The 15,033-nt window shown below is 27.4% G+C and carries 13 protein-coding genes and 1 riboswitch; of the genes, 9 read left to right on the top strand and 4 right to left on the bottom strand.

The features are described from left to right. Window positions 1-27 precede the first annotated feature (27 nt). On the bottom strand, window positions 28-825 hold the full coding sequence (locus H5J23_RS11580) for a Cof-type HAD-IIB family hydrolase (RefSeq protein ID WP_185892350.1): 798 nt from the start codon (window positions 823-825) through the stop codon (window positions 28-30). A 149-nt stretch (window positions 826-974) separates the two neighbouring features. On the opposite strand from H5J23_RS11580, the gene H5J23_RS11575 reads away from it, so the two are divergent. From H5J23_RS11575 to H5J23_RS11540, 8 genes are all read left to right on the top strand, one after another. Then, window positions 975-3,329, top strand: a complete 2,355-nt coding sequence (locus H5J23_RS11575; protein WP_185892349.1) for a bifunctional diguanylate cyclase/phosphodiesterase — start codon at window positions 975-977, stop codon at window positions 3,327-3,329. Between the two features lie 125 nt (window positions 3,330-3,454). After that, entirely contained in the window at window positions 3,455-4,384 is a 930-nt protein-coding gene (locus tag H5J23_RS11570) for a MoxR family ATPase (RefSeq protein ID WP_023050615.1), read from the top strand. A gap of 9 nt (window positions 4,385-4,393) precedes the next feature. Beyond that, window positions 4,394-5,224, top strand: coding sequence for a DUF58 domain-containing protein (locus H5J23_RS11565; protein ID WP_185892348.1), 831 nt, complete (start codon window positions 4,394-4,396; stop codon window positions 5,222-5,224). After that, a complete protein-coding gene (locus tag H5J23_RS11560; RefSeq protein ID WP_185892347.1) occupies window positions 5,221-5,928 on the top strand; it encodes a hypothetical protein in 708 nt (235 codons plus the stop codon). The genes H5J23_RS11565 and H5J23_RS11560 overlap by 4 nt, the downstream gene beginning before the upstream one ends. After that, window positions 5,921-6,880 carry a VWA domain-containing protein gene (locus H5J23_RS11555; protein WP_185892346.1) on the top strand — a complete coding sequence of 320 codons (960 nt, stop codon included), beginning with the start codon at window positions 5,921-5,923 and terminating at the stop codon, window positions 6,878-6,880. The genes H5J23_RS11560 and H5J23_RS11555 overlap by 8 nt, the downstream gene beginning before the upstream one ends. 11 nt (window positions 6,881-6,891) lie before the next feature. Continuing rightward, a complete protein-coding gene (locus H5J23_RS11550; protein ID WP_023050619.1) occupies window positions 6,892-7,854 on the top strand; it encodes a VWA domain-containing protein in 963 nt (320 codons plus the stop codon). After that, window positions 7,847-8,536, top strand: coding sequence for a hypothetical protein (locus H5J23_RS11545; RefSeq protein WP_185892345.1), 690 nt, complete (start codon window positions 7,847-7,849; stop codon window positions 8,534-8,536). The genes H5J23_RS11550 and H5J23_RS11545 overlap by 8 nt, the downstream gene beginning before the upstream one ends. An 11-nt stretch (window positions 8,537-8,547) precedes the next feature. After that, the gene (locus H5J23_RS11540) at window positions 8,548-9,945 is read left to right on the top strand and encodes a BatD family protein (RefSeq protein ID WP_185892344.1); all 1,398 of its coding nucleotides are present in this window, start codon (window positions 8,548-8,550) and stop codon (window positions 9,943-9,945) included. 90 nt (window positions 9,946-10,035) lie between these two features. Here the strand turns inward: H5J23_RS11540 and H5J23_RS11535 are convergent, their stop codons facing one another. Continuing rightward, window positions 10,036-10,449, bottom strand: a complete 414-nt coding sequence (locus tag H5J23_RS11535) for a hypothetical protein (protein ID WP_185892343.1) — start codon at window positions 10,447-10,449, stop codon at window positions 10,036-10,038. A gap of 294 nt (window positions 10,450-10,743) precedes the next feature. Continuing rightward, a riboswitch (purine riboswitch) is annotated at window positions 10,744-10,841 on the top strand. Here H5J23_RS11535 and H5J23_RS11530 point away from each other — a divergent pair. Then, entirely contained in the window at window positions 10,834-12,162 is a 1,329-nt protein-coding gene (locus H5J23_RS11530; RefSeq protein WP_185892342.1) for an NCS2 family permease, read from the top strand. Its footprint overlaps the riboswitch before it by 8 nt. 78 nt (window positions 12,163-12,240) lie before the next feature. Here the strand turns inward: H5J23_RS11530 and H5J23_RS11525 are convergent, their stop codons facing one another. After that, window positions 12,241-13,794: a glycine betaine ABC transporter substrate-binding protein gene (locus H5J23_RS11525; RefSeq protein WP_185892341.1), complete on the bottom strand. Its 1,554-nt coding sequence runs from the start codon at window positions 13,792-13,794 to the stop codon at window positions 12,241-12,243. Continuing rightward, window positions 13,791-14,963, bottom strand: a complete 1,173-nt coding sequence (locus tag H5J23_RS11520; protein WP_185892340.1) for a betaine/proline/choline family ABC transporter ATP-binding protein — start codon at window positions 14,961-14,963, stop codon at window positions 13,791-13,793. Before H5J23_RS11520 ends, H5J23_RS11525 begins: the two co-directional genes overlap by 4 nt. Window positions 14,964-15,033: the final 70 nt, after the last annotated feature.

Below are 15,033 nucleotides of genomic sequence, written 5' to 3'. Positions count from 1 at the left end.
GAGTTTTTAAAACTCCCTTTTTATATTTTAAATATTTTCTAAAGAAAATAAAGTAGATAAATATTTTGCAACTCCATTTTCATCATTTGTTAAATCTAATGTATCGAACTCTTTTTTTAAGTCTTCAAAACCATTTTTCATAACAAGTCCTTTTCCAGCAACTTTAAGCATTTCGTAATCGTTAAAAGCATCTCCAAAGGCAATTGTATGCTTTAAACTAATATTTTTTAATTTAGCTATCGTTTCAAGAGCTTTTCCTTTAGATGTTTCAAAGTGAACGATATCAAGATAGTCCTCTTGAGATATAAAGGCGTTCACTTCATCGTATTTGTTAAAGTAAGATGATAAATGCTTTAACTTTTCACCATCTCTATCCATTAAAACTATCTTTTCAAAAGTATATAGATTAATATTTTCTAAATTTATTTCAATAGGATCTTCAAGTGGATTGTATAAAAAAGTATTGGCTTTATCAATTGTTCCCTCTCCTATATATACTTGAGTTCCATACGTAGCGAAAAATACGCAATCCTCTTCTAAAGATTTTTTAAAAACTTCATTGACTATGTTAGAATCCAATGTTCTTTGGAAAATTAACTCCCCTTTATTATTATAAATAGTAGTTCCGTTATTACAGACAATTTCGCCATTTAATTCCAAAGTATCATAAATATGTTTAGCTCCTTTATAACTTCTACCTGTAGCTATTATAAATTCAATTCCTCTCTCCTTTAATAAAGTTACAATTTTTTTTGTATATTCAGAAACATTTTTGTTTTTGTCTACTAAAGTCCCATCTAAATCAGAAACTATTAACTTATACATACATTCCCCCTAAACTCTTTTTATATTTATTATTATAGTATCAAAAGATTGGAATTTCAATATTAATTATTTTCAATAACTATAAAATATGTTAAAATATTAAAAAACATATGTAACAACGTAAAAAAATCAGGAGTAAAGGAAGTTAAATGAAAAAATCAAAGGTTTTAATTTTACATGAAAGTGAAAGTACAAAAATATCCCTTGAAGAGTTAGGATTACATCTACTGCAAGATTATGATTTTGAATTTTTAAATATCTTAGACTATTTAAAATCTAACTTTAAAATCTATGACTTTATAGTGTTTGATAGCTATAATGACTATGTATTTGAATACTTTAAAGAAAAAGCAGATAGAATAATTGTATCAGTCAACATTTTAAAAGAAGAGAGACCCTCAGACTATATAAAAAGAGGAGCAGGAAACTTTCTTTTAAAACCATATTCTTTAAAAGAGATTAGGTTAGTTTTAGACCAACTAAAAGAAAATCTTTTAATTAAAGAAGAAGCAGAAGAAAATAGATTAAAGTTTTATACTTTATTAGATAATATTCCTTATATGGCTTGGTTTAAAAATAAAGATAGTGAGTACATGATTGTTAATAACGAGTTTAAAGAACATTGTGGAAAAGACTTTGAAACAATAAGAGGAAAAGGGGATCAGTTCGTATGGGATGGCATGATTGGGGAAAATTGTCGTCAATATGACTTAAAGGTTATGACAGAGAGAAAGCAACTTGTTTTCGATGAAATAATTCCAGGTAAAAAAGGTTATAAACAATTTAATATCTACAAAGTTCCTGTTGTAGATAGAAAAAATAATATTTTAGGAACAATGGGGATTGCAAAAGATATAACAGATTTAAAAAATAAAGATGTAAAATTTGATATTCTATTGGAAAATATGCCTTTTGCTGTATTTACCAAAAATAGAAACGGAGATATTATACAAAACAATTCAACATTTTATAAGTTAACTGATGTTAATAGATTTTCTTATATTTCATTAAAAGAAGAGGATTTTTTAGGCAAAGAGCATAAAGAAAGTATTGAAATTGAAGATAAAGATGTCATTCACAATAAAAGTAATATATCTTTAGTGAGAACATTAAAAACAAAAAATGGAGAAAAAATAGTTGAAGTTTTCAAATCACCAATTATTGATATATCTGGTGAGGTTATAGGTATTGTTTGTACAATGAGAGATGTTACAGAGATGAAGAGTCAGGAAGCTAAAATAAAAAGAATGGCTTATACAGACTCATTAACTGGACTAGCTAATCGAAGAGGGCTATATAACTATGTAGAAAGTCAATTAGTTAGAAAGTATTCTGATGTAACAATTATGTTTATGGATTTAGATAACTTTAAATCTTTAAACGATAGTTTTGGTCATCAGCATGGTGATAAAATCCTAATTGAATTTGGAGAGGATTTACAGACGATTTGTAGAGATGGATTCGTTTCTAGAATTGGTGGAGATGAGTTTGTAATTGTTTGGGAAGGAAAACTGAATAAGGAATTAGCCACAGATATGGCAGAAAAAATCCTTAATCTTTTAAGTGGTAAAAAACGGAAATTTAATAAATTATCTGCAAGTATTGGAATTGTTACTGGTAATACTGGTGAAGAAACAATAGATAATTTTTTAACTAAAGGGGATTTAGCACTATATAAAGCCAAAGATCAAGGAAAAAATCAATATGTTTTTTATAATCGTGATTTAGATAAAAAAAGATGTTTAAATGAGGAGATAGAACAAGATTTAAGAAACGCTTTAGATAAAGATGAACTTGAACTTCACTATCAACCTCAATACACATGCAGTAAAGAACTTGTGGGATTAGAAGCACTCCTTAGATGGAATAATGATAAATATAGAAAAGTACCTATAGTAGACATAATAAATATTATGGAAAAATCTACTTTAATAGATGAAATTGGAAAGTTTATAATAAAAAGTGCTTTCTCTTTTGCTAAAAAAATAAATGAAAATAGAGAAAAAAAAGTAATAGTTTCTGTTAATATCTCAGCAGTTCAAATAATGAAGCATAACTTTGTTAGGACTATTAAAAAAATTATAACTGAAACAGAAGTTAATCCTAGTTATGTTGGAATAGAGATTACAGAAACTGTATTATTACAAAATATAGGAGAAAATATTCTAAAAATAAAAGAACTTAAAGATATTGGAATTAAAATCTCTTTAGATGATTTTGGAACTGGATACTCTTCATTTAGTTATCTTGTAAAGATACCTCTTTCTAATATTAAAATTGATAAAAGTTTTATTTGGGGTATGAAAGATAGCGAAGAATACAGAACTTTAGTTAAGCTTTGTATAGATACTGCCCACGCTTTAAATTTAAAGGTTGTTGCAGAAGGAGTTGAAACAGTGGAGGATTTAGGTTTATTAAAATATATGAAGGCAGACTTTATTCAGGGATACCTTTTTTCTAAGCCACTACCAAAGCATATAATTGAAGCAACTGTATTACAATAAAAAATTAATTTTGAAGAGTAAAAGTATAAAACTTTTACTCTTTTTTTTTCGTCAAAAAATTTAGGGATTTTAACAAAAACGCCGTATAATAAATTATAATGTTAAATAAAATTTAGGAGGAAAGTATGGAAAGAATTAATACTTTAAAAAATGAGATTTCTAAAAAGGTAATTGGACAAAAGGACATGGTGGAGAAAATTCTTATTGGAATCTTAACAGGAAACCATATTCTATTAGAAGGTCTTCCTGGATTAGCAAAATCACTAACAGTAAATACAATAGCGGAGACTTTGGGATTAAGTTTTTCAAGAATTCAGTTTACTCCGGATTTATTACCAAGTGATATTGTAGGAACAGAGATGTATAATGAAAAAACTGGAGATTTTAGTGTAAAAAAAGGACCTATATTTGCTAATATAGTTTTAGCTGATGAAATAAACAGAGCTCCTGCAAAAGTTCAATCTGCTCTTTTAGAAGCTATGCAAGAAAAACAAGTTACAATTGCTAGTGAAACATTTAAATTAGATAAACCATTTATAGTTTTAGCAACTCAAAACCCTATAGAGCAAGATGGGACATACCCATTACCAGAAGCACAACAAGATAGATTTTTAATGAAAGTAAAGATAGAGTATCCAACATACGAAGAGGAGATGGAGATACTTGATTTATTGACAGGTGAAAAAGAGTTTTCAGATATCCCAATAAATACAATTGTATCTCTACAAGATTTAGAAGAGATAAAAGAAACAATTAAAAAAGTTGTTATAGATCAAAAGTTAAAAAAATATATTTTAGATATTGTATTTAAAACTAGAGAACATTCTGATTATATTGCTTGTGGAGCTTCACCTAGAGCTAGTATAAGTTTGGTTATAGCATCTAAAGCTGCTGCATTTTTAGATGGAAGAGATTTTGTAATGCCACAGGATATAAAAAAGGTTATTTATGATGTATTACGTCATAGACTTATTTTAACATATGAAGCTGAAGCAGAGGATAAAAAGGTAGAAGATATAATAGATGATATACTAAAAACAGTTATTTTACCATAAGGAGAGGCTATGGATAATAAATTAGAAAGTAAAAAGGAACTTTTAAAAAAGATAAAAAATATCGAAATAAAAGCTACTATTTTATCTGATAATATTTTTGCAGGACAGTATCAATCTTGTTTAAAAGGAAATGGAATGGAGTTCTCTGATATTAGAAGATATGCTCCAGGAGATGATGTAAAAAAAATAGATTGGAAGGTTACTGCTAAACAAAGGAAAGCATACGTAAAAGAGTTTGTAGAGGAGAGGGAACTTTCTGTTTTTTTATTAGTAGATATATCTGCATCTAATAGATTTAAAGAGAAATTAGATCTAATAACAGAATTAGTTGGAAGTTTGGCATTTAGTGCTAATAAAAATGGTGATAGAGTAGGAGCACTGTTTTTTTCTAATCAAATTGAAAGAGTTATTCCATTAAAAAAGGGGAAAAAACATACATTGTCTATAATTGAAAATTTATTGACGATTAATCCTAAAGGAGATAGGACAGACATTGCTATGGCCTTAAGATACTTTGGAAAAGTTTTTAAAAGAAGATCAGTTATTTTCCTAATATCAGACTTTTTAGATGATAACTATGAAAAAGAGTTAAAAATACTATCTCAACGACATGAAATTATACCTGTAAGAATTGGAGATAAAAAATATGAATCACTTCCTATTGGAGCTATTTTTACTTTAGAAGATGCTGAAACTGGAGAACAAATAGTTGTTGAAAATTATAAAGAAAATAGTAGTGATATAAATATAAATAATATTTCCAATGGAATTAATTTATACGTTGGAGAGGATTATGTAAAAGAAATTTCAAAATTCTTTAATAGAGGGAGAGTGCGATGAAAAAAATAGCTATTGGTATTTTTCTTTTACTTTCTCTACTATCTTTTGGCAAAGAGTATAACATAGGTGATAAAATCACTCTAAAAATAGAGGGCGTTATTAACAAAAGTGAAATTGAAAAAGCTTTAAAAGATTATAAAATATCATCCTTAGAGAAGGGTAAAGATGGTTCTTATATTGTAACATTTTCTACATATAAAGTTGGTGAAAATGAAATCCAAATTGGAGATAAGAAACTGAAGATAGATGTAGTTTCAACAATAGAACCTTCTGAAAAAGAGATTTATGAAGCTCTTTCAAATCCTAATAATACATATATAGAAACTGATTATCCTCATATGGGGATTTTAGCAACTATAGCAGGTATAATTGCGGTTATAACAGCATTTTTTATGCATTTAGTAGATAGAGCTAAAGATCCATATATTATATTTAAAAAAGGGATGTCTAAAGTCAATGAATCTAACTGGAAAGAGAAAATTAGTTTAGAACTACGTAGATATATAGATAATATGTACGGAACTAATTTTTTAGGAGGAGAATATAAAATTGTCTATCCTATAACTGAAGAGGATATTGATTTTATTAAAAATATGGATTATTTAAAGTTTGCCCCCAATAGAGACGGTGATTATTTAGAATATAAAAAGAGAACCTTTGAAATAGTAGAGAGATTAAGAAAGGAGAAAAAGAACAGTGTATAACTTTAAGATGCCATATATATTAGTACTGATTCCTATAGTTACCTATCTTTTTTTTAGAAAAAGATCTCAAGGTGCTATTAGGGTTCCAGGGATACAAATTATTAAAAAATATTCAAAAGGAAGTAAAAAACATCTTTTAGGACGAATTTTTATGTATTTATCAACTGTATTTATGATTTTAGCTTTGGCTCGTCCTCAGCTTACAACAGAGGGTAAAGTTGTAAAAAAAGATGGAATAGATATAGCAATAGCCTTAGACCTTTCTAAATCTATGGAAGCTAGAGATTTTAACCCCAATAGACTAGAGAAGTCTAAAGAGTTATTAAAAGAGTTCATTGATAAAAGACCAAATGACAGATTATCTTTAGTTGTATTTGGAGGAGAAGCTTATACAAAGGTCCCATTGACATTTGACCATAGTGTATTAAAAAATATGATTTCAAATATAACAACTGATGATATAACAAGTAATAATAGAACTGCTATTGGTATGGGATTAGGAGTAGCATTAAATAGATTAAAGGACTCTGATTCAAAATCTAAAGTCATAATATTAATGACAGATGGTGAAAATAACTCTGGTGAAATGAGTCCTGTAGGAGCTGCTGAAGTAGCTAAGGAATTAGGAATAAAAGTTTATACTATTGGAATTGGAGCGAAAGAGATAGCGATTCCAGGATTTTTTGGAACTTCATATATTGAAAATAAAGAACTTGATGAAAATCTTTTAAATCTTATTGCAGAAAAAACAAATGGAAAATATTTTAGAGCTAGTGATTCGAAAGAGTTTCAAAATATTTTTAATGAAATAAATAACTTAGAAAAAAGTAAAATAGATAGTAGAAGTATCTATGATATTACAGAATATTTTGAAGAGTTATTAAAAATTGCCTTAGTTTTATTTTTATTAGGTGTATTTTTCGAATATTTTAAATATATAAGAATACCTTAGGAGGGATAGTTATGGAGTTTGGAAACACAGCTAGTATTAAATTTGTAGTTATCCCTATTTTAACTGTTTTATTTTTAATATTAGGAGTAAGAAAAAGAGAGAAAATATTAGAGAGAATAGGTTGGAAAAAGGATACTATCATTATGATTGTTAAAACACTTTTTCTTTCTTTAGGTGGAATTTTAGTATTTATAGCACTACTTTCACCACAAAAGTTAAAAGAGGAGGAAAAAATAGCAATTCAAGGAAGTGACCTATATGTTCTAATGGATATATCTAAGTCTATGTTAGCTGAAGATACTTATCCAAATAGATTGGAAATAAGTAAAAAAGAGTTAAAAGAGATTTTAAATAATCTTAAGGGAGATAGAGTTGGAATTATTCCATTTTCTGATAGTGCTTATGTTCAAATGCCTTTAACTGATGATTATTTTATGGCAATAAATTATATTGATGCAATAGATAGTAAGCTTATTTCAGGTGGTGGAACAGAGCTTTTAGAAGCTTTAAAATTAGCAAATAACTCTTTTGAAAAAACAGATGCAAAAGATAAAAATGTTATTATTTTTTCAGATGGTGGAGAGAGAAATCCTGAAATTTTAAAGTATGTTAAAGATAATCACATTAAGACTTTTATCTTTGGAGTTGGAACTGATGAAGGAAGTGTAATTCCAATAGATAATGGATTTATAAAAGATAACAGTGGAAATATAGTTGTATCTAAATTGAATGATAATTTTTTAAAAGAGTTAGCTAGAGAGAGTGGTGGACAATATTATTCTTTAAATAACTTGAATACAGGCAATTATCAAAAGTTAATTGCTGATATTGGTAAACTAGATAAAACCTCTCAAAGAGATGAAAAATTAAATATTTATGAACAGTATTATCAATATCCATTGGGAGCAGGACTTTTATTGATACTTATTGGATATTTTTTAAGAAGAAAAGAGAAGGAGGGAGAATATGTTTAGAAAAATATTAGTTCTTCTTCTAGGAATATTTTTAATTATATTTGGGATTCTAAAATTGAAAAGAGATAAAGCAATTGAAGAACCTGGATATTTAAAATTTATGAATGGTAACTCATTAGTAAAAGAAAATAAAACTAAAGAAGCTTTAGAAGAGTATAAATTAGCTATGGATACAAATGAGGATATAAATATAAAAAAGAATTTTGAAATTATTAAAAATAAAGTTGAAGAAGAAAAACAAAATCAACAACAGGATAACAAACAAGAAAATCAAGATCAAAAAAATAATGAAAATGAACAGCAAAACCAGCAACAAGATCAACAAAATAAAAATAATTCACAAGATAATAATAAACAAAATGAACAGCAAAAAAATGAGCAAAATAATAAAGATGAAAAAGATAATCAACAGAATAATCAGAAGCAAGATGGAAATCAAAAGAATGATGAGAAGCAACAGCAAAATCAACAAAATCAGCAAGATAATCAAGAAAATAAAAGTGACTCACAAAATAGTAATGAGAAAAAAGAGTTAACTCCAGAGGAGAGAGCTATGAAGCAAAAAGAAGAGGAGTTAAGAAGTATTATGCAAAGACTTGAAGGAAACGAAAAGCAAGCTTTTAAGAATAATGAGAGAGTTTTAAACACAAGCGAAAATAAAAATAGTGAAAATAGATGGTAGAGGAGAGCAGAATGAAAAAAATTAATTTATTTTTAATAATGTTAATGCTTTGTAAATTAACTTTTTCTGAATTAATATTAAACTCTTCTAATTTATCTCCTTCAAAATATGAAGTTTTTAATTTAGAAGTTTCATTTGTAAATGAAGATAAAGAAAGATACAAAATAGAAGGCTTGGAAAATTTTGATGTTTTATCCAAAGGTTCTAGTAACAGTTATAATGTAATCAATGGAAAAACAACATCAGTTAAAAGTGATGTTTATAGATTAAAGCCAAAGAAAGATGGTGAATTTACACTAAAAGTTATCACTGAAAAAGGTAATGAAAAAGCTCTTCAAATAGATGTAAGAGAGAATAAGCAACTAGATAAAGTTATGGAAGATAGATTTGCTTTACAAGTAGATATACCTAAAAAAAGTTATTATTTTGGTGAAAAAATACCTTTTCAAGAGAATTTTATAAGTACTGTTAACATTAGTTCTTTTTCTCAAGTTAAAGCACCAAATTTCCAAGATTTTTCAGTAAAAGATATTACTAAATATAATAACAATAGTTATATACAAAATCAAATAGATTATAAAGGAAAACAAGCCATTGAACTTAACATATTTAAAGGAATCTTACAAGCTAATAGTAGTGGTGAAAAAAATATCGTAACAAGTGAGGTTAAAGTTGGAGAACCTACAAGAGATTTTTTCTACGAAAATACAACTTTAGTTGGTGGAGATAATTTAAAAATAGATATTAAACCCCTACCTGTAGATACACCTAAAAATTTTAAAGATATTGTAGGGACTCTTACTTATAAAGAGAACTGGAAAAATAAAGAGGTTAATGTTGGACAAGCTATCACTTTAAATTTAACTCTATCTGGTAGTGGTAATCTAGCTTTACTCGAAAATTTACCTATTGAAAACCAAAATGATTTTAATATTTTCCAAAGCGTTAAAAATTATAGTGAAGAGATCAAAGGTGAGAATTATTATAATGAAAAAACATTTGAAGTAGCATTTATTCCTAAAAATGGAGGTATTGAAAAAACTCCAGAAATAGTTATTCCATATTTTAATACTAAAACAGAAAAATATGAAAATTTAATAATTCCATCACAAGAAATAAAAGTTACAGGAGAAAAACTTCAAATAGATAACTCATCTAATAATAGACCTATACAAAAAAATATGGAAAATAATAATTCAGTAAATAAAGATGAAACTACTTCTTCTGGAAACTTAACTAACAATTTACAAGAAATTAATATAAAACTTCTTGAAACAGAGAAAACTTCAGCTAAAAATATCTATAAATTAGCTTTTGGAATTGTTTCTCTTCTATGTTTGATAGAATTGATTACAATAATATACCTTGTATTAGACAGAAAGAAGTATAAAAACGTTAAAAAAAGATAAATTATTAATTATAAAAAATAATTTTTTATAAAAAATGAAAGAGCAATTCCAAAGTAAAAAAATATTGGAGTTGCTCTTTTTATTATAAACTTATTTATTTTTTTTCATAAATTTTTGAAAATGATTATTTTGAGAATCTTTATTAACCTGGTTTTCTTTTGTTTTTCCAGATTTTTTTGAATCGGACTTATTTTCTAAAGATCCTACTTTGAAATACTTAGGAAATTTTTCATAAATATTTTTTTGTACTTTTGAATAATCACTTCCATCGCCAATAACAAATTCTTCATATACCTCATCTTCATCATCAACGTAAATAGTAATCTCTAGTAAATCGTTTTTCTTTGTTTTTATAAGATTAAAATCTTTTATATTTTCAATTAAAAACTCATCAGCTTCATCGTCAACTTTATTTAGTACAACTAACTCTCCATCTAATTTTTTTGCTAATTTAATATATCCTTCTAAAATTTCAATTAACATATCTCTTGTAACATTATACATAGCTAAAAACCTCCTTATTATATGTTTTATACCATATTATTATCTCATATTTTATAAAAACTTACAATATTTTCAATATTATTAAAAATAATAATTATTTTTAATTAATAAAACTTCAGATAAGAGGCATTATATGTAGTTTTATAATGCGATTTAATTTATTGTAATTATTATTTTTACTTATCATTAATTTTATTAAAAATAAGCGAATAAAACAACTCACTATTATTTATATTTTTATATTTTAAATACTCAAAAACAAAAAAGTTGACAAATTTTGTGAAATATAGTACAATAGTCTGTATTTTTATCACTGATATAATCCTGTAATAAGGTCAGGAGTTTCTACAAGCCACCGTAAATGGCTTATTATTAGGAGGAGTAATGGAAAACATTAAACAAAAGAATAATGGTGTGCTAAGGGCTATTGATTCTTACTTTCAACTTAGCCATTATAACACTACAATTTCAACAGAAATAACTGCTGGAATTACAACTTTTATGACGATGGCATACATCTTAATAGTTCAGCCTTTATTTATGAGTGCTGCTGGAATGGATGTTAAAGCTGTTACTATTGTAACTGCTCTGCTATCAGCTGCTTTTTCTATCGTTATGGGTCTTTATACAAATAGACCATTTGCTATGGCACCAGCTATGGGAGGAAATGCATTTTTCGCCTATACTCTAGTCGCTGGAGGAATGGTTAATTGGCAAACAGCTATGGGAATGGTATTTTTATCTGGAATAGGTTTTTTAGTTCTTACAGTTTTCGGATTAAGAGGACTTATTGTAGAAGCAATTCCTAAAAACTTAAAGTTTGCTATAGGAGTAGCTGTTGGATTTTTTATAGCTATGGTAGGATTTAAAAATGGTCAAATAATGACAATTTCTAATGGAACTATATCTATGGGAAGTATCTATAATCCAAATACTATATTATCTTTAATCGGACTTTTTATTACAATTGCACTTGTTTTAAATAAAGTTAGAGGTGGAGTTTTAATTGGTATAGTGATTACTACACTACTTGGAATTCCAATGGGGATAACTCAAATACCTGAGAGCTTTTTCTCTATGCCACCATCAATATCTAGTATAGCTTTTAAACTTGATATAATGGGAGCATTAAAATTTGCATTTTTACCTTTAATATTCACATTTTTCGTAGGAGATTTCTTCTGTACTCTAGGGACTTTATTAGGAGTTTCAGCACAAGCTGGACTTTTAGATGAAAATGGTAATTTACCAGAAGTAGATAAACCTTTCCTAGTTGATTCTATAGCAACTATTGTTGGAGCATTATTTGGTTCTACAACAATAACAACATTTTTAGAGTCAGCAGCTGGAGTTGAAGAGGGAGGAAGAACAGGTCTAACTGCAATATCTACAGGAATTTGCTTTATATTTACAATTTTCTTAACACCAATTGTTTATATAATTCCATCTGCTGCAACAGCACCAGCATTAATTTTTATAGGTATCCTTATGATGACAAGTATGAAGTTTATCGATATGGACGATATGACTGAATTTGTTCCAGCTGTTATTACAATTATGTTTACTGTATTTACAGATAACATGGCATCTGGAATGAGCATGGGTATTATATCTCATGTAATTATAAAGGTATTAACTGGAAGATATAAAGAATTAAATATACCTGTGTTAATTTTAACACTACCACTATTAGGATATTTTATATTCTTATAACAAAATTAATCAAATATCAGATTGAATAAAATTACAAAAGCTGAAGAATTAAAACTCTTCAGCTTTCTTTTATTTTTATTATTTTATAATACCTTTATTTTGGAGAAATTTGTTGATAATATTTTCAATAGGTTCATTTCCTTCAATTGCTAAAAGATTCAACTCTTGCATTTCATCTTCATTTAAAGCTTCTATAAGAGAGTCTAACGCTTCAATAACATCTCCTTTTGTATTTTCAAACCCCTTTCTCATTGTAACTACAACTTCGTAAGGTGGAAAAAACTTTAAATCATCCTCTAAAAGAAGTAACTTATGTTTAGCTATCAATCCATCTGTAGAATAAACTAAAGCAACCTCAATCTTATCTGAAACTAAAGAGTTAATAACCAATCCCTGATCCATAGACAAAATACTTTTAAATCTTATATTGTAAGCTTTTTGTATTCCTAAAAGTCCATCTTCTCTCTCCATAAACTCATGAGGACCACTCAAAACCATATTATTTGCATATCTTTTTAAATCACTAATAGTTTTTATTCCATACTTTTGAGCTACTTCTGGTTTCATAGCAAAAGCATATGTATTTTCAAATCCCATAGGTTCTCTAATATCTAAATTGTGATCTGCTAAATATTCAGATTTTATAATATCAAATACAGTTTTAGCATCTGCCTTCTCTTTCTTTCCTAAATAAGCTGCGTATGCTACACCTGTATATTCAGGGTACACATCAATATCTCCACTTTTAATAGCCTCAAATATAACTGTTCCTGTTCCAAGCTCTACTGTTTTTACTTTATAATTAGTTTTAGCTTCTATTACTTGAGACATCATAACACCTAAAATTCTTTGCTCATTATAATTTTTATGTCCCACAACAATTGTTGGAATACCTCTATTTTTATTATTTTCATATATTCTAAATCCAATTCCTAGTACTAAAATAGCTAAAACTATTTTTAAAATTTTTATATTTTTCTTTTTTTCTTTCGGATTTGTTAGCATTCCACTAGGAGTCAATACTTTTTCCAAAACTCCTAAAAAATAATTTGCTACAAAAGCTAAAATAGCAGTTGGAATAGCTCCTGTTAAAACCAAATTGTTATTACTTGTAGATATTCCTCTAAATATAAGTTCTCCTAATCCGCCAGCTCCAATTAGTGCTGCAATTGTAGCTGTGCCTATTGTAGCAACAGTTGAAATTCTAATTCCACCCATTATAACTGCTACAGCAATTGGTAATTTAACCTTAGTCAAAACTTGGAAATTAGTCATCCCCATACCAATAGCAGCTTGAATTGTAGATTTATCTACACCTTTTATTCCAATATACGTATTTGTTATAATTGGTAATAGCGAGTATAAAAAAAGTACAAATACTGCTGGCTTTATTCCGATTCCCATAATAGGAATTATCAGACCAAATAATGCTAAACTAGGTATTGTTTGAAATATTCCAGCTATAGTTAAAACTACTTTAGAAAGTCGTTCACTTCTAATTATAAAAATCCCTATTGGAACCCCAATTATAATTGCTATAGCTACAGCAAGACCTGTTATCTCTATATGCTGCATAAGTGCAACATGAACCTCAGGTAGTTTTTCTATAAAATATTTTATAAATGAGTTCATATAGCATCACCCGCTCCTATAGATTCCTCTTCAACTTCAGGAGATGGAGCTATTTTACTAATAGCATTAACCAGTCCTAAATTTGTTATAACTCCCGTTAATCTATTTCTATCATCAACAACAGGTATAACTTTTGCATTTATACTAGACATTTTATTTAAAACATCCAGTAAATTACTATCTTTATCTATAGTAGTAAACTCTTTATCCATAATATCTCTTACTCTTAAAATATTATTTTCCATAGCATAAATCAAATTTTTTCTAAATATTATCCCAATAGGTTCACTATATCTTCCACCCTCTGTTTCAGTAACAATAAGAAAATCTGTATCGTGAGTTTTTAAAAGATTAAAAGCTCTAGAGATATTACTTCTTTTTTCAATTGTCCAATAGTGTTTAGACATTATATCTGAAACAAGTAACTTTTTAGGAGTTTTCCAAATTCTATCTTTTCCAATAAACTGCTCTATATACTCAGAAGCTGGCCTTTTTAAAATTTCATCTGGAGTATCAAATTGCAAAATCTCTCCATCTTTTAGAAACGCTATTCTCTCTCCTAATTTTATAGCTTCATCCATATCATGAGTAACAAATATAATAGTTTTTCCTAACTCTTTTTGTAGTTTTAAAACTTCATCTTGAATACTTTCTCTAGTTATAGGATCTAATGCAGAAAATGGTTCATCCATCAAAATTATATCAGGATTTGTAGCCAAAGCTCTAGCTATTCCAACTCTTTGCTTTTGACCTCCCGATACTTCATGAGGATATTTTTCATAGTATATTTCAGGATCAAGATTTAAAAGATTTAATAATTCATAAGCTCTATTTTTTCTTCTTTCTTTTTCCCATTTTAAAAGTTTAGGAACGAGCTCTATATTCTCACCAATAGTCATATGAGGCATAAGTCCCTCTTTTTGTATAACATACCCAATTCTTCTTCTAAGAATTATTGGATCCACTGTACTTATATCTTCTCCATCTATAAGTACAACACCACTAGATGGATCAATAAGTCTATTTATTAATTTCATTGTTGTTGTTTTCCCACAACCAGATTCTCCAATTAAAACGACAAACTCTCCAGTTTTTATTTTAAAATCTATATTTTTTAAAATAAGTGTTCTTTTATCATAAGATTTTGTAACTTTTTTAAACTCAATCATACTCAATCACCTCAAAATATAAATTTTTGTAAAATAAAACCTAATACAGTGTTTGTACTTAAAAATCTTA

It is taken from the genome of Cetobacterium sp. 2G large (assembly GCF_014250655.1).
GTDB classification, from domain to species: domain Bacteria; phylum Fusobacteriota; class Fusobacteriia; order Fusobacteriales; family Fusobacteriaceae; genus Cetobacterium_A; species Cetobacterium_A somerae.
This window is presented reverse-complemented; position numbering and strand designations above follow the sequence as displayed.